This is a genomic window from Sphingomonas psychrotolerans (assembly GCF_002796605.1).
GTDB classification, from domain to species: Bacteria; Pseudomonadota; Alphaproteobacteria; order Sphingomonadales; family Sphingomonadaceae; genus Sphingomonas; species Sphingomonas psychrotolerans.
Genome location: NZ_CP024923.1, coordinates 4,382,705 through 4,402,973, shown reverse-complemented (window position 1 = coordinate 4,402,973; position 20,269 = coordinate 4,382,705). Strand labels below are relative to the sequence as shown.

The 20,269-nt window shown below is 66.2% G+C and carries 13 protein-coding genes; 7 read left to right on the top strand and 6 right to left on the bottom strand.

What is annotated here, in order from left to right:
• The first annotated feature begins 84 nt into the window (after window positions 1-84).
• From CVN68_RS20040 to CVN68_RS20030, 3 genes are all read left to right on the top strand, one after another.
• Window positions 85-831 carry a FadR/GntR family transcriptional regulator gene (locus CVN68_RS20040; RefSeq protein ID WP_100283758.1) on the top strand — a complete coding sequence of 249 codons (747 nt, stop codon included), beginning with the start codon at window positions 85-87 and terminating at the stop codon, window positions 829-831.
• Window positions 832-1,326: 495 nt separating this feature from the next.
• A complete protein-coding gene (locus CVN68_RS20035; protein WP_199560146.1) occupies window positions 1,327-2,508 on the top strand; it encodes a chymotrypsin family serine protease in 1,182 nt (393 codons plus the stop codon).
• 178 nt (window positions 2,509-2,686) lie between these two features.
• On the top strand, window positions 2,687-3,190 hold the full coding sequence (locus CVN68_RS20030) for a MucR family transcriptional regulator (RefSeq protein WP_100283756.1): 504 nt from the start codon (window positions 2,687-2,689) through the stop codon (window positions 3,188-3,190).
• A gap of 63 nt (window positions 3,191-3,253) precedes the next feature.
• Here the strand turns inward: CVN68_RS20030 and CVN68_RS20025 are convergent, their stop codons facing one another.
• Window positions 3,254-5,047, bottom strand: coding sequence for a serine hydrolase domain-containing protein (locus CVN68_RS20025; protein WP_233503450.1), 1,794 nt, complete (start codon window positions 5,045-5,047; stop codon window positions 3,254-3,256).
• Between CVN68_RS20025 and CVN68_RS20020 the strand changes: the two genes are divergently transcribed.
• On the top strand, window positions 5,003-5,764 hold the full coding sequence (locus CVN68_RS20020; protein WP_233503449.1) for a LytTR family DNA-binding domain-containing protein: 762 nt from the start codon (window positions 5,003-5,005) through the stop codon (window positions 5,762-5,764). The genes CVN68_RS20025 and CVN68_RS20020 overlap by 45 nt on opposite strands.
• Window positions 5,765-5,940: 176 nt before the next feature.
• Here the strand turns inward: CVN68_RS20020 and CVN68_RS20015 are convergent, their stop codons facing one another.
• The 3 genes from CVN68_RS20015 to CVN68_RS20005 form a co-directional block, all read right to left on the bottom strand.
• On the bottom strand, window positions 5,941-7,113 hold the full coding sequence (locus CVN68_RS20015) for a helix-turn-helix transcriptional regulator (protein ID WP_100283753.1): 1,173 nt from the start codon (window positions 7,111-7,113) through the stop codon (window positions 5,941-5,943).
• A 101-nt stretch (window positions 7,114-7,214) separates the two neighbouring features.
• Window positions 7,215-7,655 carry an Lrp/AsnC family transcriptional regulator gene (locus tag CVN68_RS20010; protein ID WP_100283752.1) on the bottom strand — a complete coding sequence of 147 codons (441 nt, stop codon included), beginning with the start codon at window positions 7,653-7,655 and terminating at the stop codon, window positions 7,215-7,217.
• A complete protein-coding gene (locus tag CVN68_RS20005) occupies window positions 7,652-8,656 on the bottom strand; it encodes a cyanophycinase (RefSeq protein WP_199560145.1) in 1,005 nt (334 codons plus the stop codon). The genes CVN68_RS20010 and CVN68_RS20005 overlap by 4 nt, the downstream gene beginning before the upstream one ends.
• A 112-nt stretch (window positions 8,657-8,768) precedes the next feature.
• Here CVN68_RS20005 and CVN68_RS20000 point away from each other — a divergent pair, with 112 nt between their 5' ends.
• The 3 genes from CVN68_RS20000 to CVN68_RS19990 all read left to right on the top strand — a co-directional run bounded on the left by CVN68_RS20000 (window position 8,769) and on the right by CVN68_RS19990 (window position 18,067).
• The gene (locus CVN68_RS20000) at window positions 8,769-11,597 is read left to right on the top strand and encodes a TonB-dependent receptor plug domain-containing protein (RefSeq protein ID WP_100283750.1); all 2,829 of its coding nucleotides are present in this window, start codon (window positions 8,769-8,771) and stop codon (window positions 11,595-11,597) included.
• Window positions 11,597-12,922: a M20/M25/M40 family metallo-hydrolase gene (locus tag CVN68_RS19995; protein ID WP_100283749.1), complete on the top strand. Its 1,326-nt coding sequence runs from the start codon at window positions 11,597-11,599 to the stop codon at window positions 12,920-12,922. The genes CVN68_RS20000 and CVN68_RS19995 overlap by 1 nt, the downstream gene beginning before the upstream one ends.
• Window positions 12,923-13,288: 366 nt before the next feature.
• Window positions 13,289-18,067 (top strand): beta strand repeat-containing protein, encoded by a 4,779-nt coding sequence (locus CVN68_RS19990; protein WP_158298981.1) that lies wholly within the window; start codon window positions 13,289-13,291, stop codon window positions 18,065-18,067.
• 48 nt (window positions 18,068-18,115) lie between these two features.
• Here the strand turns inward: CVN68_RS19990 and hutC are convergent, their stop codons facing one another.
• Together hutC and CVN68_RS19980 are read right to left on the bottom strand one after the other, a co-directional pair.
• Window positions 18,116-18,823: a histidine utilization repressor gene (gene hutC, locus CVN68_RS19985; RefSeq protein ID WP_324870525.1), complete on the bottom strand. Its 708-nt coding sequence runs from the start codon at window positions 18,821-18,823 to the stop codon at window positions 18,116-18,118.
• On the bottom strand, window positions 18,820-20,181 hold the full coding sequence (locus CVN68_RS19980) for a formimidoylglutamate deiminase (RefSeq protein WP_100283747.1): 1,362 nt from the start codon (window positions 20,179-20,181) through the stop codon (window positions 18,820-18,822). Before CVN68_RS19980 ends, hutC begins: the two co-directional genes overlap by 4 nt.
• Window positions 20,182-20,269 lie beyond the last annotated feature (88 nt).

The following is a 20,269-nucleotide window of genomic DNA, read 5'->3' as shown; positions in this document are numbered from 1 at the left end:
CCGGCCTGCGGACCAATTTCCTATTCCAAATGGACGCGGCTTGGGGCAAGGTCCGATGCCGGGCCCAGCTGAATTGAGGAACTAATGGCCGACCGCCGTCTCTTCCAGGATATCGCCGAACAGATCAGCGCGATGATCGCGGAGGGTGCATTCCCCCCGGGCTCGCGCCTGCCCGGGGAGCGCGAGCTGGCCGAGCGACTGGGAGTCAGCCGCGTGACCATCCGCGAGGCCGAGATCGCGCTCCAGGCCCAGGGCCTCGTGCGCATCAAGACCGGGTCGGGCGTCTATGTCTGCGAGCCGAGCGACCATGCCGCCGGGTCGCTCCCCGTGGTCAGTGCGTTCGAGCTCACCGAAGCGCGCGCGCTGTTCGAATCCGAAGCCGCGGCGCTCGCTGCACCGACGATCAGCGACGAGCAGATCGAAGTGCTCGAGACGCTGGTCGCGGCGATGTCCGAAGCCGATGATGGCAGCCCCGCCGCCACCGAAGCGGATCGCGCCTTCCACCTCACCATCGCTTCGGCATCGGGCAATCAGGCGATCATATTCGTGATCAACTCGCTGTGGCGCATGCGCACCGAGATCCCCGAGATCTGCGCACTCCACGCCTCGGTTTGCGGCCATGACGAGGATACGCGGCATGACGAACATGCCGCCGTTCTCGATGCGCTCAAGAACCGTGATTCAGTGGCCGCGCGCGCCGCGATGCGCAAGCATTTCGGCCGCCTGCTCGAGGCGATGCTGAAAGCGTCGGAAGAACAGGAAATGCTGGAATTGCGCCGCAAGTCCGAAGCCAGCCGCAGCCGCTTCCTGATCAGCGCCCAGCTCGGCTAAGTCGCCTCGGCGGCCGGGCCGTCGCTTCCTGATTTCCGAATCCATCCAGCCGCGGGATCGGCGCGCCGATCCTGTCTTCAACGGCGCCAATCCGCAACCAGACCAATTTGCTTGCCAACGGACTAAGCACAATATCGATTCCGGATGCATAACATGGCCTGATCCGTGCGCGGCTGAACGGCGCGGTTGCGCTGTGACGGCAGGTTGAACACCGCCAGGCTCGGCGGCATCGGCGCATGTTCGATGCCCGCACCGGCCGGTTTGACAAACAAGCGTCACCGGCCGGCTCGATTCCGCGATCCCGGCCGGGCGCTTCTGCCCGGCCTCGGCGTGTGCAGTGAAACGGACCGCCGCCTGAACGGCTCGACACAGATGGTGACGGCGCCGTCAGCGCCACCGGCATAGCTGCGGCTATGCGGCGGGCCGCTGCAGTTCTACAATGCCCTCATGGGTCTAGGCAGGATTTTTCGGTCGTCGTTGGTGCTGGTCGCGACGATGTTCACGCAACCCGCCGCGGCACAGCTGCTGCAAACGCGGGAAGCGGCACTGGCGCAGGATGCCGGCGAATATGCCCGCCTCTATGGCGTGGCGCAGGACGAGGCGCTTCGAAGGCTCCGGGTGCAGCACGAAAGCGTCGCCGCTACCGACGCGATCGCCCGCCGCTATCGCGATCGCCTCGCCGGCATCTCGGTCCAGCATCGCCCGGATTATCGATACATCGTCTATCTGACGGGGGATGATCCAGTGGCGGAAATGCACCTCCGCTTCGGCGACGCGAGTATACCCTTGGTCTTTCGGACCGGCGCCAGATCGAGCCGCGATCGCGTGGTCTGGGCCATCACTTATCATCAGGCGGCCATACGCGCCGCCTTGCCGAGCCCGCCCTCGATGGGTCTCGATCCCCGCACCGGCGAGTTAGTCGTCATCGTCGGCAATGCCATCGCCGCAGCCGATGGCGGCGCCGCCGCACTCGATGCCAGGCTCGAAAAGCTGACCGGCGTGCCTGTCCAGGTCCGGGTGCTCGAGCGCACCGACGTGAACCTCGGTCTTCACGGCGGCGGCCGGCTCGACGGGATCAGCCCGGACGACGGCAAACGCTATCGCTGCACGACCGGCTTCGCCGTGACCGATGGCGCGCGCAGCGGCATCACCACCGCTGCCCACTGCCTCGACGAGATGACCTATTACGACCCCCAGCGCCGGCCGACCCCGCTCATCTTCGTCGGCCAATGGGGCTGGGGGTATCACGACGTGCAGATTCACGCCGGCGCCGCGCCCGAGCGGCCGCTGATCTATTCGGACACCGCGCGTATGATCGAGCGACCTGTGGAACTGCAGCGCGCCAGGCCCAGCACGCGCGCAGGCGATTTCGTCTGCCATCGCGGCGAGAGCAGCGGCTACAGCTGCGCGGAAGTCGAGCTTCTAGACTTCGCGCCCGCCGGCGATCTTTGCGGCGGCGCCTGCCTGCCGACATGGGTCACCGTCGCCGGCCCCAATTGCAGAGGCGGGGACAGCGGCGGACCCGTTTTCAGCGGCACCACTGCCTTCGGCGTCGTCAAGGGCGCGAGCTATCGCCGTGACGGGTCATGCGCCTTCTACTTCTATATGTCGCTCGACTATCTGCCGGCGCCCTGGTCATTGCTCCTCGATGCCGCGCCTGCTCGAGCGGGGCGATGAATAATCGGCTTTAGCCTTCGGGATCATGATCGAAGCAGCCGCAACACTGCAAATGAGGCATGCCTAGTACCGGACGATCAGCCTGAACATTAGACAGGTGCGCAAAAGCCGTTATGGAGCGGCGTGCTCAAGGACAGAGCACACACGAATCCCCGCCTCGAGAACATAAGGAGTCGCCATGTCGGAGGACAACACACAGAACGCTGTCGAGCTTGCTACCGAGCTTACCATTGCGTGGCTGGGCAATCAGAACAATCGCGCCTCGGCCGAAGACGTACCTGCCTTTCTGCGCAACATGCACGCCACCGTAACCGAGCTGGCGAACGGATCTTCTGGATCGGCCGGCGGTAGCGCAGATACGGCCGCGCAGGAGGATTTCACGCCCGCGGTTTCGGTGCGCAAATCGTTGGCGTCCAAGGATCACATCATCTCGCTGATCGATGGCAAGCCGTACAAGACGCTACGCCGGCATCTCGGGACGCACGGCCTCACGCCGGAGGACTATAAGCGTCGTTACAACCTCAAGCCCGATTATCCGATGGTCGCTGAGAGCTATTCGGCCGCGCGTCGCGCAATGGCGCACAAGATCGGCCTCGGAGCAAAGGGCCGGCAGGCCCGAGCCGCTGCGGCTCCCGAGCCTGTCGCGAAGCCGAAGCGTGCACCTCGCGCTGTCAAAGGGTAACTGAACAAGCGCGCGCCGCGCGATCCGTCGCGCGGCGCGCTGCTATTCGGCCGGCCGGCAGCTTCATTCCCGGGCATAATAAGCCATCGAAGCCGCCTCCGGCATTGAAATCGTCACGCCGCGTACAGTGCCGAAGGCGTCGCGGCTAAACTCGAGGATGAAGGTGTAGAGACCCGGCAGCGCGAATTGCGCCGGCCCGAGCGGGATCAGCGGCGTCGGCGTTTCCTGGCCGGGCAGCACGATCCGGACCGCATCGCCAACCACGTCGATCTCGACTGAATCGTATTCGAAATTGTCGGTCAGTGCGCCGCGCAACGCCAATGGCACGGCGGCGTCGAGCCGGTATTTTCCCCGGAAGTCCGGTGAGGGCGGGGTTCGCAGCACGACACCGCGCAGTTCGGCATGCGCGCCCTGCCCTATTGCGTCCGTCAGCGCATTGCGGATCTCGGCGATGAGACCACCGCCATTGCCGCCATTGGTCAGGATGACGAAACCCTCGCCTGTTTCAGGGTAGCCTTCGATGAACGACAAATAGCTCTGGTTCGCCCCCATGTGGAAGAAATGGCGTCCGGTGCCGCTCCCGCCCAGCCGCGGCCCCAGCCCGAACACGCCGGGCGACACACGTGTCATCATGGCTGTTGCCAGTGATTGCGGCAGGAAGTCTGCCCGGCCCTGGTAGCTTTTGATCAGGCCGCCGAGAAGCCGCCCCAGGTCGCTGGCGCTGGTCCAGAGACCCGATGCACCGCTCTCCGCGAAGCTCTCCCAGCCACGCGGGAGCGCCGTCACCGCCCCCTTGGCATCATGCGCTTTGGCGATGTTGCTACGCGCGGGGGACAGCGGACTTTCAAAGGTGCTGCGCCGCATGCCGAGCGGCGCGAAGACTTCGGCCTTGGCGAGTTCGGCCAGCGGCCGGCCGGTCGCGTCCTCGATCGTCATCTGCTCCACGGTGACGCCGCCGCCGGAATAATCGCTGCGCAGCCCCGGTACGTGCTTGAACCGAACGGCTTCGTTCTTCGCGGGTCCGGTGCCGTCGAGCACCTGTAGCAGCGTCGGCAGCGGCTCGGCTGGCTGATAGTCCGCAAACCCGTGCACGCCGAACCCGGCGCTATGCGTCATGAGCATCCGGAGGCTGACCTTTGGTTCCGGCACCGCTGCCGAGGGTGGCAACTTCCACCGTTTCAAATACGCGCCGACATCGCGGTCCAGATCCACTTGGCCACGGGCGACCAGCCGCAAGGTCGTGGCAGCGGTGACCAATTTGCTGATCGACCCCACCGAGAAAAGCGTATCTCTGTCGACGGCGTCTCGTGTGCCGGCTTCCCGGAGGCCGAAGCCCGCCGCCTGGACCACGCCGTTACTGAGGATCGCAATCGCGACGCCCGGCACCCGGTAGTGGCGCATGCGTTCGCCCAGTGACCAGCGCGGCGGCGTGCCGGCCGGCGGCGCCACATCGGGACGAAGGCCTCGATCGAGAGCAGCGAAGGGGTCAGGCGGAGCGAGGGTCTGCGCGTGGGTCGGCGGCGCGGAACCGAAGACGAACGCCACCGCACTCAGCCGGTGGAAGACGGGGTGACGCATCGAGCGCAATCCTTTCAGCCGGTTTCTCGCAACCTGATTTCCGCGCGTTCGCGCAGGCGGCGAGCAGATTGGGACCGATTGGCCGTGGGTGTGACGAATGATTCTGGCGAATGCGCCGGCTCGCGCTATCAACCTGGCATGCAGGCGAGGATCCGCGCAACGATCTGGGAGCAACAAATCCCGCTGGGCGCCGGGGCGTTGCTGGCGCTGCTCGGGTTTATGCTCGGTCACGAAATGAGCGGACCCGGCGTTCAGCTCAACCCGTTCGCGGCGGGCCACCCCGCCGAGCCGGTGGTCGCCAAGCTGCTGGTCTGGGCATGCGTATTCGTCATCACCTGCGGTTGCCGCCAGCCGCTGCACGACTTGCTCGTGGCCCGGCGACGGTCGCCGCTGCTGCTGCTCGTGGCACTCGCTTTCGGTCCGGTCATCATAGCCGATGTGGTCGGATCCCAATTCGCGATTGCGGCATCGGGCTATCCGACCTGCGCGCCCGGAGCGGTTCCGCTGCCGCCCTTTTTCAGCTTTCTGCCCCGCACGGTGATCCTCGGCACCACAATGCTCCTGGTATTGCTCGCGTGGAGCCGGCATCTGGCCAATCGATCCGCCGCGGAGACGGTGGAAGCGGCGCCCGCGCCCGCCCCCGCCCCGGAATGGCCGGTGGCGCCGCCGGCCACCCCCGGAGAATGGCTCGAACTCCCCGAAGCGCCGCTGCTGCGGGTCCGCGCCGCCGACGTCGATCTGATCCGCTCGGCAGGCAATTACAGCGAGATCGTCACCGCCGGCCGCATTTATCTGGTACGAGTAACGCTCACCGAACTCGCCGATCGCTTCGCGCCGCTGGGCTATATCCGCATTCACCGCCAGACGATCGTCAACGCGCACCGGGTGCGCGCAGTCCACCCTGAGCCCGGCGGGCGGGCAGTCGTCCATCTCTATTGCGGCATCTCGCTCCCGGTCGGCGGGCGCTATGTCGACGCCCTGCGTGCCCTGCACTAGCGCGGCGGCAGGAAGGGGTACGCGGTGGCCCTCCGAGCTCGCTGCACCGCCCGTCAGAGGGTGTCCGCGCATCGTGATGTCGGCCAGCACGCGATAGATTTCGCTCCACGCTGCGCGCGCAGGCGAACAATGCCGCTTTTTCGGAAACAAACGTCCGCAGTTGCCCGACGCGGCAACTAGCCGAGAGCGGCCGATGCGATTGGCCCGGGTGCGCCAAGCGGAGTTCGAATGCTCGAGAGCAGGCGCACCAGTTCCGCCTGTCTGCGGGTATTGGTCTTGGCATAGACACGGCCAAGATGGGTCTTCAGCGTGTTCTCGGTAATGCCCAGGCTCCGCGCCGTATCCGCCGAGCTCTTTCCGCCGCCGATCTGGATCAGCACGCGCGCTTCGGCCTGGGTAAGGTCGAACAAGGTCGTGAGCACGGCCTCGGGCAGCGGCGACGCCGAAATGGTCGTCGATATGAATATCGCGGCGCAAGCCGGGCGGAAGGCGGCGCGGGCGGTTCCCTCGCTCAGGGGCAGGACATAGGCCACGGCAGGCGCGGCGCCCGGCGCGGAGATGGGCAGGCCGATGCCCCTTTCGCCAAGGCGATCGTCGGCGTCGGCCGCGCGGGCGATCGCCTCCAGCAATGCGCGCCCGGCAAGCGGATTGCCCGCCTGAAGGATTCCCGATTTCGACTGGAGCGGCCCGCCCGCGACCAGCATCGCCTCGGCCGCCTGGTTGGCGTGGAGAATTCTCCCGTCCGCTCCGGTCAGCAGGACAGCCGTCGACAACCCGTTCAGCGTCTCCCGAAACAAATGCGCATTCACCCGCGCCTGATCGAGAAGGTCGCCGATCATCGCCGCCCGGCGGAGATGCGGCGACAGCAATGCGAGGAATCGACACTCCTCGGCGCTGATCACGTCGCGGCTGGCGCGCGTGGTGCAGCCGAGCAGGCCGATCCGGTCGGGCGTATGGACGAACTTGACCATGCACGCCTCGCGCAATTGCTGCGGACCAGCCCAGTTCCGGAAGAAGGGCGTCGCCTGGAGCGCGGCTTCGCTCATGCTCGACAAGGTTGCGACCGGCACGTCCATATCACCCATCACCGCCGCACGCAGGCCGGGGATGTCGTCGAAGCTATAATCCTCCTGCAGCGCCCGCATCTGGGCCGGGTCCCACGGCGATTGCGCGGCGAAGCGCCCGTGATTGTCGGTGGTGCTGGAAAGCGCGATCGTCGAATAGGCGGCGTCCATCGCCTCGGTGATGCGTGTCATCACCTCGCCCCAGCCGTCGGGGTTCAGCACGCAATCATAAATCTCGCCGATGACGGCCGACAGCTTTTCGGGGCTCAGCCGTTCGACGCGCATACTTTTGCCCCCGCTATACGCGGCCGCTCATGCGGAGCGGCGCATCGAAAAGCAACATAGGTCTACTTCCGGGTGGGCCGCGGTAGACGGCCCCGCGGCCTTCAACGCTGCAGCTTGGTCGCCAGAATCACCGACGAAGTCGTGCGCTCGACACCTTCGATCGCGCCGATGGTATCGAGCAGGTCGTTGAGGCGGTTGACGTGCGGCGCCTCGACGATGGCGATCAGGTCGTACTCGCCCGAAATCGCATAGAGGCCGGCGACTTCGGGCATCGTCACCAATTGGTCCTGCGTCGCCTGCGTCGCCTTGGGGTACAGTTTGATCATGACGTGGGCGCGGACCTGGCGGCGGTCATAGTCCTCGCCCAGCCGGACAGTGTAGCCGACGATCGTCTCCTGCCGCTCGAGCCGCTCGATGCTGCTGTAGATAGTCGTGCGCGAGACGCCCAGCGCCGTGGCGAGCTCGGACACGTTGCGCCGGGAATCCGCGCGCAGCAACGCGAGCAGCTGCAGATCGATCTCCTCCGGTGTGCGCGTGGTCATCGCGCCAGCGCCGGCGCCTTGGGCGCATCGAACAGGCGCCCGCCCGCCACGCGCGCCATGCCGGCAAAGACCGGCGCCGTGACTCGCAGGCTGGTCAGATCGAAGCCGCTGTCGGGGCCGATGCCGGTGACCCGGACCTTCTCCCAGTCGAGCGGCCTGCCCGGCTTGAGCGCGGGCTTGCCCCTGGGCTGGACCAGCCAGGCGAACCCGCCATTGCGCGTCCGCAGCTTCGCGGTGCCGTCGGCCTCGACGCACAGCGCGCTTTCCTCGTCCACCCCGATCCCGATCGCGCTGGCATCCTTCTGCCGAGCCGCGGCGAGGAAGGCGATCAGCCGCCCCAGCCGGTCGCGCGCGTTGAAATGGGTGTCGGTCACGACATGCGCGAGGCGCGGCATGTGGAGGAAGTCGGTCACCAAGGTCACCGCCGGCCCCGCCGGATCGGCGAGCGCGGTCGGGCTGTCGATGCTGCCGCCATCCATCGCGCCATAGGTGGTGCCCCCGAGGATCGCGAGCCCGGCGCTGGTGCCGGCGATCGGCCGGCCCTTGCGGACATGCGCGTTCAGCAGCCGGGCGACCGGCGTGCCTTTCCAATAGCGGACATAATTGGCCTGATCGCCGCCGGCGAGGAAGATCCCGTCGGCATGCTCCAATATTGCGAGCACGCGCGGATCGCTCGCCGCGGCGCGATCGCTGAACACGATCGTCTGGACCGACAATACGCCGCCTATGTCGCGATAGATCTCCTCGCCGGCGTCGCCCGCCCCCGATGCGCGCAGCACGACGATATGGCCGTGCCCCGCACGCTCGGCAAACCAGCGGAAGGCGCCTCGATCCCACTCGCCGCCGCCCATCAGCATCAATGCCTGCGCGGTGCGCGCGGGCGTCGGCGCGGCGACATCGCCTATCTCATAATAGGCATAGCCCGCCGGCGCCTGTGCCGATGCGGGGGCGGCCAGCAGCAAAGTGGCGAAGGTCGCCCACAGCCGCAACAGTGTCTTCATGGCCATAGCCCCCTTCAAATCGTTCGCAACAGCCGCACATTTTGCATTTTTATTGTTTCAATTTGCAGCGCAGCGATATCATTATGTCAATATAGCAAAAAGGGGATCGTGCATGCGTCATCGGATTATCGCGTCGGCACTGGCGGGTACGGCCTTTTGCGCGCTGGCGGGACAGGCGGCGGCGCAGACCGCCGTCAGTGACGGGGCGCCGCAGGATGTCGCCGCACAGGACGACGCGAACGCCGAGATCGTCGTGCTCGGCTCGCGCATTCCCCGGGTCCAGGCCGAGGGCCCGGCACCGGTCACCACGATCACGTCCGAAGACATACTGCGCAACGGCTATCAGAGTGTGCCCGACGTGCTGCGCGCGATCACCCAGAATGGCGGCGAGACGCAGAGCCAGCAGAGCTTCTCGGGCGCCGACTTCACGCCGGGTGCGCAACAAGTCGATTTGCGCGGCCTCGGCCCCAATCACACGCTGGTGCTGGTAAACGGCCGCCGCATCGCCGACTTCCCGCTGCCTTATGGCGGCAACAGCAACTTCACCGACATCTCGAACATCCCGGTCGGGCTGATCGAGCGCGTCGAAGTGCTGAGCGGCAGTGCGTCGGCGATCTACGGCTCCGACGCGATCTCGGGCGTGGTAAATTTCCAGCTCAAGTCGAAGCCCGACGGCACCCGCATCGACTATCGCGCCGGCTTCACCGAACATGGCGGGGGCAGCTCGCAGCGGCTGTCGCTCACCACCGGCTGGGAAACCGGCGGCTTCCACGGCGTCGTGGGGGTGGAACTGCTCGATCAGCGGCCGCTCTGGGCCTATCAGCGCCGCCTGCAGGATTCGTCGGCGGACAGCCCGACCACCGACTATCCGATCGCACGCCGCAACTTTCTGCGCACCGACGAGGAAGGCAATTACCTCGATCCCGGCGCCGCGGTCTGCGCCTCGCTCGCCAGCCTCAACGGCGGCACCACCTATCATGGCAGCCGTCCGGAATATGGCTACGACATCGCCAACGACGAATATGTCGACGGCCGTTATTGCGGCAGCAACGAAGCGATCGGCTATGGCACGACGATCAGCGAGCGCCGCGCCGCCAGCCTCTACGGCTCGATGGGCTATCATCTCAGCGACCAGGCCGAGCTTTTCGTCGACGTGCAGGCCAGCTATTCGAAGCTCAAGCTGTTCCGCGACGTGCTCGACTGGCAATATGTCGCGCCCGACGGCAACGAGGAAGGCACCTTCTTCAATCCCAACCTCGCACCCGACGCCACGGGGAGCGGCGATCAGCTCGACAATTGGTACCGCCTGTTCACTCCCGAGGAGATGGGCGGCCTAGACAAGGGCATGACCCGCAACCGCTCGTTCACCTACAACATCACGCCCGGCATCCGCGGCAGGCTCGGCGGCGGCAAATGGGGCTATGAGCTCGCCTACAACCATGCCGAATACAGCTCGAAGATCGGCTTCCCACAGGTCGTGATCGGCAAGGCGAACGACTTCTTCCTCGGCCCGCAGATCGGCGAGGAGAACGACTATCCCGCCTTCGACGCCGACATCGCCCGTCTCTACAAGCCGCTGTCTCCGGCCGAATACGCTTCGATCACCGCGATCTCGACCTATCGCCCCAAGACCTGGGTCAACAATGTCTCGGCGACGATCAACACCACCGAGCTCCTCCAGCTCCCCGCTGGACCGGTGGGCTTCGCGGCGGTCGCCGAAGTGGGCGATCAAGGCTATGAGATGAACCCCGATCCGCTCGCGCTCACCCAATATTATGTCGGGCTGATCGACTCGGACGGGAAAGGCACCCGCCAGCATTGGGGCGTGGGCGGCGAGCTGCGCGTACCCGCTTTCACCTTCCTCGAACTGAGCGGCGCGGGCCGCTACGATCATTACAGCTTCGCCGGAAACGGCTTCGGCAAGTTCACCTATAATCTCGGCGCCCAGCTGCGCCCGATGAAGAGCCTGTTGATCCGCGGTGCCTATGGCACCGGCTTTCGCGCGCCGGATCTGCATTATGTCTTCAAGGGGCCAGGCAACACCCATACCGGCGGCACCGATTATTATCTGTGCGGGCAGGAGGGCGAGGAGATCGGCGACTGCCAATATGACGATGTCGATTTCATCGCCCGCCACAACGGCAATCGCCGCCTGCGGCCCGAGACTTCGACCTCGCTCAATGCCGGTCTGGTCTTCCAGCCGGCCCGCAACTTCGATTTCTCGGCGGATTATTTCCGGGTGAAGATGAGGAACCAGGTCCTCAACATGCGGATCGACACGATCCTGCGCGACGAGGCGGCATGCCGGCCCGGCCCGGGCGGCGGCGCCCCCGAAGCCGATCCGACCGCGCCGACCTGCGTCGATGCCATCGCCCGGGTCCAGCGTTATGCAGGCGGCGCGCTCGACGGCGAGATCCAGTCGGTGTCGATCAACCCGATCAACATCGCCGAAGAGACCACCGACGGCATCGACATCGCCATGCACCTCCGCGTGCCGACGGCCGGGATCGGGCAATTCTCGCTCGCCGCGAGCTACACCCATGTGTTCAACCACACGATCCGCCAATATCCGGGCGACGCGCAGATCGACAAACTGGCGTTCGACAGCGGCTATTACATCCCGCGCGACAAGGGCACCGCCAGCCTGACCTGGGATCTCGGCCGCTTCTCGACCACGCTCAACGGCCAGCGGCTGAGCAGGCTGCCCAATTACGCCGAGGAAGCCTATATAAAGGCGAGCTACCTGTTCAATCTGTCGGCACAATATGATCTGAGTGATCGGCTGCGCGTGTCGGGCACGGTCAACAATCTGTTCGACCAGAACCCGATCAAGGACCGGACCTATAGCGGCTATCCCTATTACGACATTTCGTGGTTCGACGGGGTGGGCCGCAGCTTCTATGTCCAGCTGACCTGGAAGATGGGCGGAGCGAAACTGTGATGCGCAGACACCTGCTTGCGATGGCGTCGGCGGCGATGCTGGCGGCGATGCTGGCCGCGGTGCCTGCGGCGGCGCAGCTGTCGCCGGCCGAAAAGGTCATGGATCGTACGGTGGACGCGCGGTTCGAGGCATCGGTGGCGCTGCTCCACAAGCTGGTCGACCAGAATAGCGGCACGCTCAACCTCGATGGCGTCACAAAAGTCGGGGTGATGATGCGCGCCGAGCTCGAGGCGCTCGGCTTCGCGGTGGAATGGAAGCCGATGGCGGCAGTCGGCCGCGCGGGCCACCTCATCGCGGTCCACCGCGGCCATCCGGGACGCAAGCGCATCCTGCTGATCGGGCATCTCGACACGGTTTTCGAGCCGGGCTCGCCGTTCCAGAAGTTCGTCCGCAAGGGGGACTTCGCCGAAGGCCCCGGCGTCGGCGACGACAAAGGCGGCATGGTGGTGATCGTCGCAGCACTGCAGGCGATGAAGGCCGCGGGGACGCTCGACGGCGCCAATATCGACATCGTGCTGACCGGCGACGAGGAGGATTCGGGCAGTCCGCTGACAATCGCCCGCGCCGACCTGATCGCCGCGGGCAAGCGCGCCGATGTCGCACTCGATTTCGAAGGGCTGGTGACGCAGGACGGCAACGACATGGGATCGATCGCGCGCCGCTCGGCGATCGACTGGACGCTGACCGCCACGGGCAAGACCGGCCACTCGTCGTTGATCTTCACCCCCGATCAGGGCGACGGCGCAGTCAACGAACTCGTCCGGATCCTCGCGGCGTTCCGGCAAGAGCTGCCCGAACCCAATCTGACGTTCAACGCCGGCGTCGTCGCCGCAGGCAGCAGCGCGTCGATCGACCCGAGCGGCACCGCGGCGGCCGCAGGCAAGACCAACATCATCCCCGCCACTGCGATCGCCCTCGGCGATTTCCGCACGCTCAGCGAAGAGCAGACCGCGCGGGTGCGCGCAAAGATGGAACGCATTGTCGCCGCTCACGCGCCCGGCACCGACGCGAAGATCACATTCGGCGAGGGCTATCCGGCAATGGCGCCGACCGCGGGCAACAAGGCGTTGCTCGCCGCGCTCAACCATGTGAACCGCGATCTCGGCCTCGCCGAGATGCAGCCGCTCGACCCGCTCAGGCGCGGCGCGGGCGACATCTCGTTCGTCGCGTCCGATGTCGACAGCCTTGCGGGGCTCGGCACGCTCAGCAGCGGGGATCACACCCCGGGCGAAACGGTCGACCTGCGCAGCATCCGCCGCCAGGCAAAGCGCGCCGCGATCCTCATCACGCGCCTCAGCGCCGAACGCGCAGCGACGACGCGCTGACTCGATCTCTCACCGGCAACGCTCGCTGCCGGCCGACATGAAACGCCCCCCGTCCCTGCAAGCAGGACGGGGGTTCATCCGTCGCGCGTCACATCAAATGTTTCGTTCCCGGTCCGATCTAGATCATTTGCTATGGACTCGAAGTCGCCGGAGAGTAACCTCGCGCAGGTCTGATCTGAATCAAAATCGAGTCGCGCGGGGCAAAGTCTCACCCGAGATGTCGGGTGATGCAATGCGATCGGGGATTAGGGCAATATTGCAATTCTGATGACGCGCGCGGTGCTTCCGCGGCGTGTCGCAGTCATGTTTTCAAGCTCTTGCGGGCAGATACTGCTCGTGCGCCGCGAACGATACGAGGAGACGGACGTGCCCACCTATACCGGCAATAATGGTAACAACACCATCAACGGTTCCAACGGCAACGATACCATCTATGGTCTCGGTGGGAACGATCGTCTCTTTGGCCGTGGCGGCAACGACACCATCTATGGTGGCACCGGCAACGACCATATCGAGGGCAATGACGGCAACGACACGCTCTACGGCGAAGATGGCAACGACGATATTTTCGGCGGCACCGGCAACGACACGATCAGCGGCGGCTCGGGCAGCGACACGCTCTACGGCGACGCCAATGACGACACGCTGACCGGCGGCACCGGCAATGACGAACTGCGTGGCGGCAGCGGCAACGATACGCTGGACGGCGGCGGCGACGATGACCAGCTCTCGGGCGGCACCGGCAACGACGTGCTGAACGGCGGCGACGGCAACGACCAGCTCTCCGGCGAGGACAATGACGACCAGCTCTCGGGCGGCAATGGCAACGACACGCTCTATGGCGGCAACGGCAACGACACGCTGACCGGCGGCGCGGGGCTCGATTATATCGATGGCGGCGCGGGCACCGACACTGCAGTCTATTCGGGCTCGCTGGCCGATTACGCCATCTATCGCCTCGGCCCGATCACCGGCGTGGTCCATAACGGCGTGGGCGGCCCGGGCTCGGGCGCGGACGGCGCCGATCTGCTGGTCTCGGTCGAGCGGCTGCAATTCGCCGACGTCACCATCGATCTCACCGGGAACAACGCGCCGATCGCATCGAACGACGCGGTTGCGCTCACCGAGGATGCCGGCAGCTACAATAGCGGCGCGGCGAGCGTGCTCGACAACGATTTCGACTTCGAAGGCGACACACTGACCGCCACTCCCGGCGTGTTCAACGGCACCTATGGCACGCTGACCCTCAACGCCAACGGCACCTATAATTACGTGCTCAACGTCACGGCGCAGACGCTCGCGCAGGGACAAGTGGTGCAGGACAGCTTCACCTACACCGCGTCCGACGGCAGCGCCTCGGATACCGCCAATCTGGTCTTCACCATCATCGGCCTCAACGACGCGCCGGTCGCGCATCCGGACGCGGCGACGACCAGCGAGAATGCCAGCGTGCTGATCGACGTCCGCGCCAACGACACCGATGTCGACAATGGCGCGGTGCTCACGGTCACTTCGGCTTCCGCGCCCGCCGGCCAGGGCATTGCATCGGTGGTCGCCAATCAGGTCCAGTTCGCTCCCGGCGGCGACTTCGACCATCTCGCGGTCGGCGCCACTGCCAGCGTGACGGTGAACTACACGATCCAGGACCAGTTCGGCGCCGCGTCCGCCTCGACCGTGACGATCACCGTCACCGGCACCAATGACGGCCCGGTCGCCAATCCCGACACCGCCGCGACGGGCGAGAACGCCAGCGTCCTGATCAACGTTCTCGCCAACGATGCCGATGCCGATGACGGCGCGGTGCTCACCGTCACGGCCGCTGCGGCGCCCGCCGGCCAGGGCACCGCGACGGTGGTCGCCAATCAGGTCCAGTTCGCTCCCGGCGCGGACTTTGATTACCTCGCGGTCGGCGAAAGCACATTGGTGACCGTCAGTTATTCGATCACCGACGAGCACGGCGCGACTTCCGCCTCGACCATTGCTGTCACCGTCACCGGTACCAACGATGCGCCGACCATCGACGCCGGTGGCACCGACGCCATCGGCGCGGTCACCGAACTGCCCAATGGCGATCCCAACGAGGATGCCTTCACGCATCAGGATAGCGGCACGATCGCGTTCGACGATCTGGATCTCAGCGACACCCACAGCGCGAGCTTCGCGCCCCAGGCCGGCGGCTATCTCGGCACGTTCAGCCTCGATCCGGTAAATCAGGCCGGCGACACTGTCGGCTGGGACTTCGAGGTCGACGACAGCGCGATCGACTTCCTCGACGAAGGCGAGACGCTGACCCAGACCTACACCGTCACGGTCGCCGACGGCCATGGCGGCACCACCACGCAGGACGTCACCGTCACCATCACCGGCGAAGGCGACAATCTGCCGCCCGACGCAGTCGACGATGCCTATGCGGTGACCGGCAATGCCACGCTCACCGTCGATGCCAATGACGGCGTGCTCGCCAACGACACCGACGACAATGGCGTCGGCACCGGCCCCGGCGAAGCCTCGGTCACGGCGTTCGACGCGACTTCGGCCAATGGCGGCACGGTGACCGTCAACCCGGACGGCTCGTTCAGCTACGAGCCCGCCGTCGGGTTCACCGGGAGCGACAGCTTCACCTACACGCTCACCGACGCCGACGGCGAAACCGACACCGCGACGGTGACGGTCAATGTCGGACCCGCGCAGGTGTGGTTCATCGACAATGCCGCGATCGGCAGCTCTAATCTCGGCACCCAGGCCGATCCGTTCACGTCGCTCGCGGCGTTCAACGCGGCGCAAGGCACGCCCGACGGCCCCGGTACCGGCGACACCATCTATCTGCGCGAAGGCACTGGCACCTATGCCGAAGCCGACGGCATCAACCTGCTCGACGGCCAGACGCTGGTCGGCGGCGGCCAGGATCTGGTGATCGGCGCGGAGACGATCGAACAGGGCACCGGTCGGCCGACGATCGTCACCACCGGCGGCACCAACAACGGCGTCGATCTCGCCCAGAACAACCAGGTGTCGGGCCTCGACATCGGCGACACCACCGGCGCCGGGCTGGCCGACAGTGGCGGCAGCGTCGGCAGCCTCGTGATCAGCGACGTCGCCAAATCGGGCGCGGGCCAGATCGCCGACATCGACCAGGGCGGCACGCTGAACGTTACACTCAACAGCGCCGCGTCGACGGCGTCCGCCGGGGGCGCGATCGACCTTGCCGGAGTCGGCGGCAGCTTCACCGTCACCGGCACGACGACGATCACCGGTGCGCATAGCGGTGGCGGCATCGACATCACCGGCACGTCGCTCACCGCGACCTTCGCCGGCGGCGGCACCGTCTCGACCGCGACCGCCACTGCGGTGAACTTCGTCGGCAACACCGGCGCGCTCGCGCTCGGCGGCGGGCTCGACATCGTCACCACCAGCGGCGCGGGGCTCAATGCAAGCGGCGGCGGCACGGTGACCGCCACCGGCGCCGGCAACAGCGTCACGTCGGCAGGCGGCGTTGCAGTAAGCGTGATCGGCACAGCGATCGGCGCCGCCGATCTCACGTTCGAGAGCATCTCGGCCAATGGCGGGAGCTACGGCATCCGCCTGGGCGGCACCGGCGCCGATGGCGGGCTCCACATCACCGGCACCGGCGCCGTCGACGGCTCGGGCGGTACCCTTCAGAATATCGGCATCCGGGGCATCGAAGCGATCGACACCGCCGAGCTCGAACTGGGCAACATGACGCTGACCAACGCCAACACCGTCCACGGCGTCTCGACCGATCTCGACCTCAGCGCATCGAACGCCGCGATCTACCTTAGCGACGTGGACGGTGTGACGCTCGGTAATGTCAACATCAACGGAGTCGCCGACACCGGTATCGTCGGCGTCGACGTCGCCGATTTCGTGATGGACGACAGCTCGATCACCGAGGCCGGCAACGCCGTCCACGAAAGCGGCATCGAATTCATCAATCTGTCGGGGAATTCGTCGATCTCGGACACCGAGATCGCCTTCGCCGAAACCAACGGCCTAGACATCGTCAACACCGACGTCGATCTCAACCTCGCCCTGAACAACGTCACTTTCCGCGACAGCCAGACGACCAACTCGGGCGGCCCGGTCAACCCCAATGGCGATGGCGGTTTCCAATTCCGCAGCTTCAGCACCGGTGCCGGCGCGCCGGTCACCAATATCGACATCATCGACAGCGATTTCGTGCGGCTGCGAACCCAGGCGATCCAGATCATCGGCGACCATGACAGCATCGTCAGCGTCGACATCATCGACAACCAGATCGACAGCGAAGCCGATATCGGCAGCGGCATCGATCTGAACGCCAGCGGCACCGCGCAATTCGCCTTCAACGTCATCGGCAACACCGTCCAGAGCCGCGGCGGCAACGCGATCAACGTCACATCCTTTGGCGGTGCCGATATCGAAGGGCGGATCAACGACAACGTCGTCACAGCCAACGGGTCAGGCTCGGGTATCCGGGTCCTTACCCAGGACAATGGCAGTACCGCCATCGTCGAGGCGCGCGACAACAGCGTCACGATGGGCAACGGCAATGGCAGCTCGGCAGTGGACGCGCAGGCACGCACCGGCAATGCCCGGCTCGATCTCACGCTGGACAACAATACGCTCGATTCGAACCCCGGCGCGCTCGCCGATATCAACATCACCGCGGGCTCCTCGACGGCCGGCGAGACCGCGCAGGTCTATGCCAACATCATCAACAACGACGTTCTCGCCGGCGGCCCGGCCAATCTGCTGCGGCTGCGCACCTCGGATCTCGACGGCACCTCCGATCCGCGCATCTTCCTGCAGGGCTTCGTCGAAGGCGGACCCGGACTCGACGACGACGCCGTCGCGACATGGAACGCCAACGGCAACACCCCCGTGGCGACGCCCGCGAACGTCAACGTGACCCAGACCGGTGGCGCGACCGCGCCGGGCGCGGGAACCGCGCTCGTCCCGGACAATCCACTGCCGATGCCCGGATTCGCGGCGTTCGACGCCGACGACGCGCTGTTCCTGTTTCTCGACGCAAGCCCCCCCCACCCGCTCGCGGAAGCGTTTGCGAGCCCGGTGAATGCGTTTGAATGGAGCGAGACCGATCATCAAACGGTCTCGAATTACTATTCGGATCTGATGCTGCTCTGACGGGCAAGAATAGCCCTCTCCCCGCTTGCGGGGAGAGGGAGCGGCGCCTCAACCCTGTGATGCGAAATGCGCCGTCAGATCGAAGCTGTCGCCGTCGAATATGGTACGGACATAAGTGATCGTCTCGGCCTCGCGCCACGTCCAGCGCTCAAGCACGAGACAGGGCTTGTCCGTGTCCAATTCGAGCAAAATCGCCGTATCGCCAGCGGGCGCGGCGGTGATGCGGTGTTCGGCCTCGGTCCAGGGAACATGCGCGAGCAGCCAGCTGCCCGGGGGATCGATCGCGAAGTCGGCGTCCATGGCGTCGGGCACCGCGGCAAGATTGATCAGCCGCTCCTCCACCGCATAAGGCCGCGCATCGGCGAGGTGCACGCAGCGCAGCGACAGCAGCTTGCCGTGCGACAGACGCAGCGGCGCCGCACTCGGGCTGTCGGCCCCCAGCACGCTGCGCGTCACCAGCCGCAGGGCATAGACGTGCCCGCGCTTCTCGATCTCCTCGCGGATATCGGGGATCCGCAGCGCCGCCATGTGGATCCGCGGCCGCGTCACGAACGAGCCGCGCCGCCGCTGCCGCGCGATCAGCCCGGCGCTCGCCAATGCCGACAGCGCCTTGTTCACCGTCATCCGCGCGCAGCCATATTCGGCCATCAGTTCGTGCTCGAACGGAATGCGGTCGCCCGGGCGCAGTGCACCCGACATGATCCGGTTCTCGATCGCGCTGCGGATGACTTGATAAAGCGGGCGGGCATCGGTCACAGGATGGCGAGCCTCGCGAGCGTCGCCGCATAGCGCCGCACCACCCCCGCGCGCGCGACATGCCGTCCGCCCCGGACCTTTTGCCGCCCGCCACACCAAACCCCATCGATCATGCCGCCGCCATTCGCGAATACAAAGGCATCAAGCAATGCGTCTCCAGCCCGGTCCGCGAGCGTTGGATGCGACCGATCGAGCGTCACGAAGTCGGCACGCGCGCCGGGCGCAAGACCATGATCCGCACCGCCTAGCGCCTGTGCCCCACCCCGCCCCGCGGCGTCGAACAGCGTCCGCCCGGTCGAAGGGCTGTCGTCACTCGACAGCAGATTGCGCGCCCGATGCGTCAGCCGCTGCGAATATTCGAGGCTGCGCAGTTCCTGGGCCAGATCGATCAGCACGTTCGAATCCGATCCCACCCCGAAGCGCCCGCCCGCGGCGGACAACTCGGCCGCGGGGAACACACCATCGCCCAGATTGGCTTCGGTGATCGGGCACAGGCCGACCACCGCGCCGCTGCGCGCGATCCCGTCCAGCTCCGCCGAGGTCGCGTGCGTCGCATGCACCAGGCACCAACGCGCATTCACCGGCGCATTGGCGAGCAGCCATTCGACCGGCGCCGCGCCGCTATGGCGCAGGCAATCGTCCACTTCGCCGGTCTGTTCGGCGATATGGATATGCACCGGCCCCCGCCCGCCGACCGCCAGTGCGGCGTAGAGGCCTTCCGGAGTGACGGCGCGCAAGCTGTGCGGCGCAACCCCGACCCGGGCGTCGGCAAGTCCCGCCACCGCCGCGCGCGACGCCTCGATCAATCGCGCATAGCCGTCGGCATCGTGGATGAATCGCCTTTGCTCGGGCCTGGGCGGCACCCCGCCAAAGCCCGAGGTCATGTACAGCACCGGCAGCAAGGTCAGCCCGATCCCGGTCTCCGCCGCGGCGGCGGCGAGTCGCCCGCCCATCTCCGCCGGATTGGAGAAGGGCGTGCCGTCGCGGTCGTGATGGACATAGTGGAATTCGCCCACCCGCACGAAGCCCGCCTCGAGCATCTCGATAAATGCGAGCGCGGCGATTGCCTCAATCTCATCGGGCCCGATTGCATTGGCAAAGCGGTACATGGTGTCGCGCCAGGTCCAGAAGCTGTCCGCGCCCGGCCCGCGGCGCTCGGCCATCCCCGCCATGCCGCGCTGGAATGCGTGACTGTGCAGGTTCGCGATGCCGGGCAGAGCGATTCCGTGCCGCTCGTCCTCCGCTTCGCGCGCCGAATCGGGGGCCAGCGTGACGATCCGGCCGTCCTGCACGGTCATGCGAACGCGCTCCGCCCATCCATCCGCCAGCAGCGCCGCCTCGAACCACCAGGACTGCATCGCCACCCCTTCCAAATCGTGTCGCCGATAAATGTATAGACATTTCCGCCGGCATGATAGAGGATCGATTCCAGTCGCTTCGAGGAGG

Coding starts and splice junctions, on each gene's coding strand:
- CVN68_RS20010 (WP_100283752.1), bottom strand. CDS start 7,655: ATGACCACGCGCACACCGGAGGAGATCGATCTGCAGCTGCTCGCGTTG.
- CVN68_RS20000 (WP_100283750.1), top strand. CDS start 8,769: ATGCGTCATCGGATTATCGCGTCGGCACTGGCGGGTACGGCCTTTTGC.
- CVN68_RS19995 (WP_100283749.1), top strand. CDS start 11,597: ATGCGCAGACACCTGCTTGCGATGGCGTCGGCGGCGATGCTGGCGGCG.
- CVN68_RS20005 (WP_199560145.1), bottom strand. CDS start 8,656: ATGAAGACACTGTTGCGGCTGTGGGCGACCTTCGCCACTTTGCTGCTG.
- CVN68_RS20030 (WP_100283756.1), top strand. CDS start 2,687: ATGTCGGAGGACAACACACAGAACGCTGTCGAGCTTGCTACCGAGCTT.
- CVN68_RS20015 (WP_100283753.1), bottom strand. CDS start 7,113: ATGCGCGTCGAACGGCTGAGCCCCGAAAAGCTGTCGGCCGTCATCGGC.
- CVN68_RS20040 (WP_100283758.1), top strand. CDS start 85: ATGGCCGACCGCCGTCTCTTCCAGGATATCGCCGAACAGATCAGCGCG.
- CVN68_RS19980 (WP_100283747.1), bottom strand. CDS start 20,181: ATGCAGTCCTGGTGGTTCGAGGCGGCGCTGCTGGCGGATGGATGGGCG.
- CVN68_RS20035 (WP_199560146.1), top strand. CDS start 1,327: ATGTTCACGCAACCCGCCGCGGCACAGCTGCTGCAAACGCGGGAAGCG.
- CVN68_RS20020 (WP_233503449.1), top strand. CDS start 5,003: ATGAGCGGACCCGGCGTTCAGCTCAACCCGTTCGCGGCGGGCCACCCC.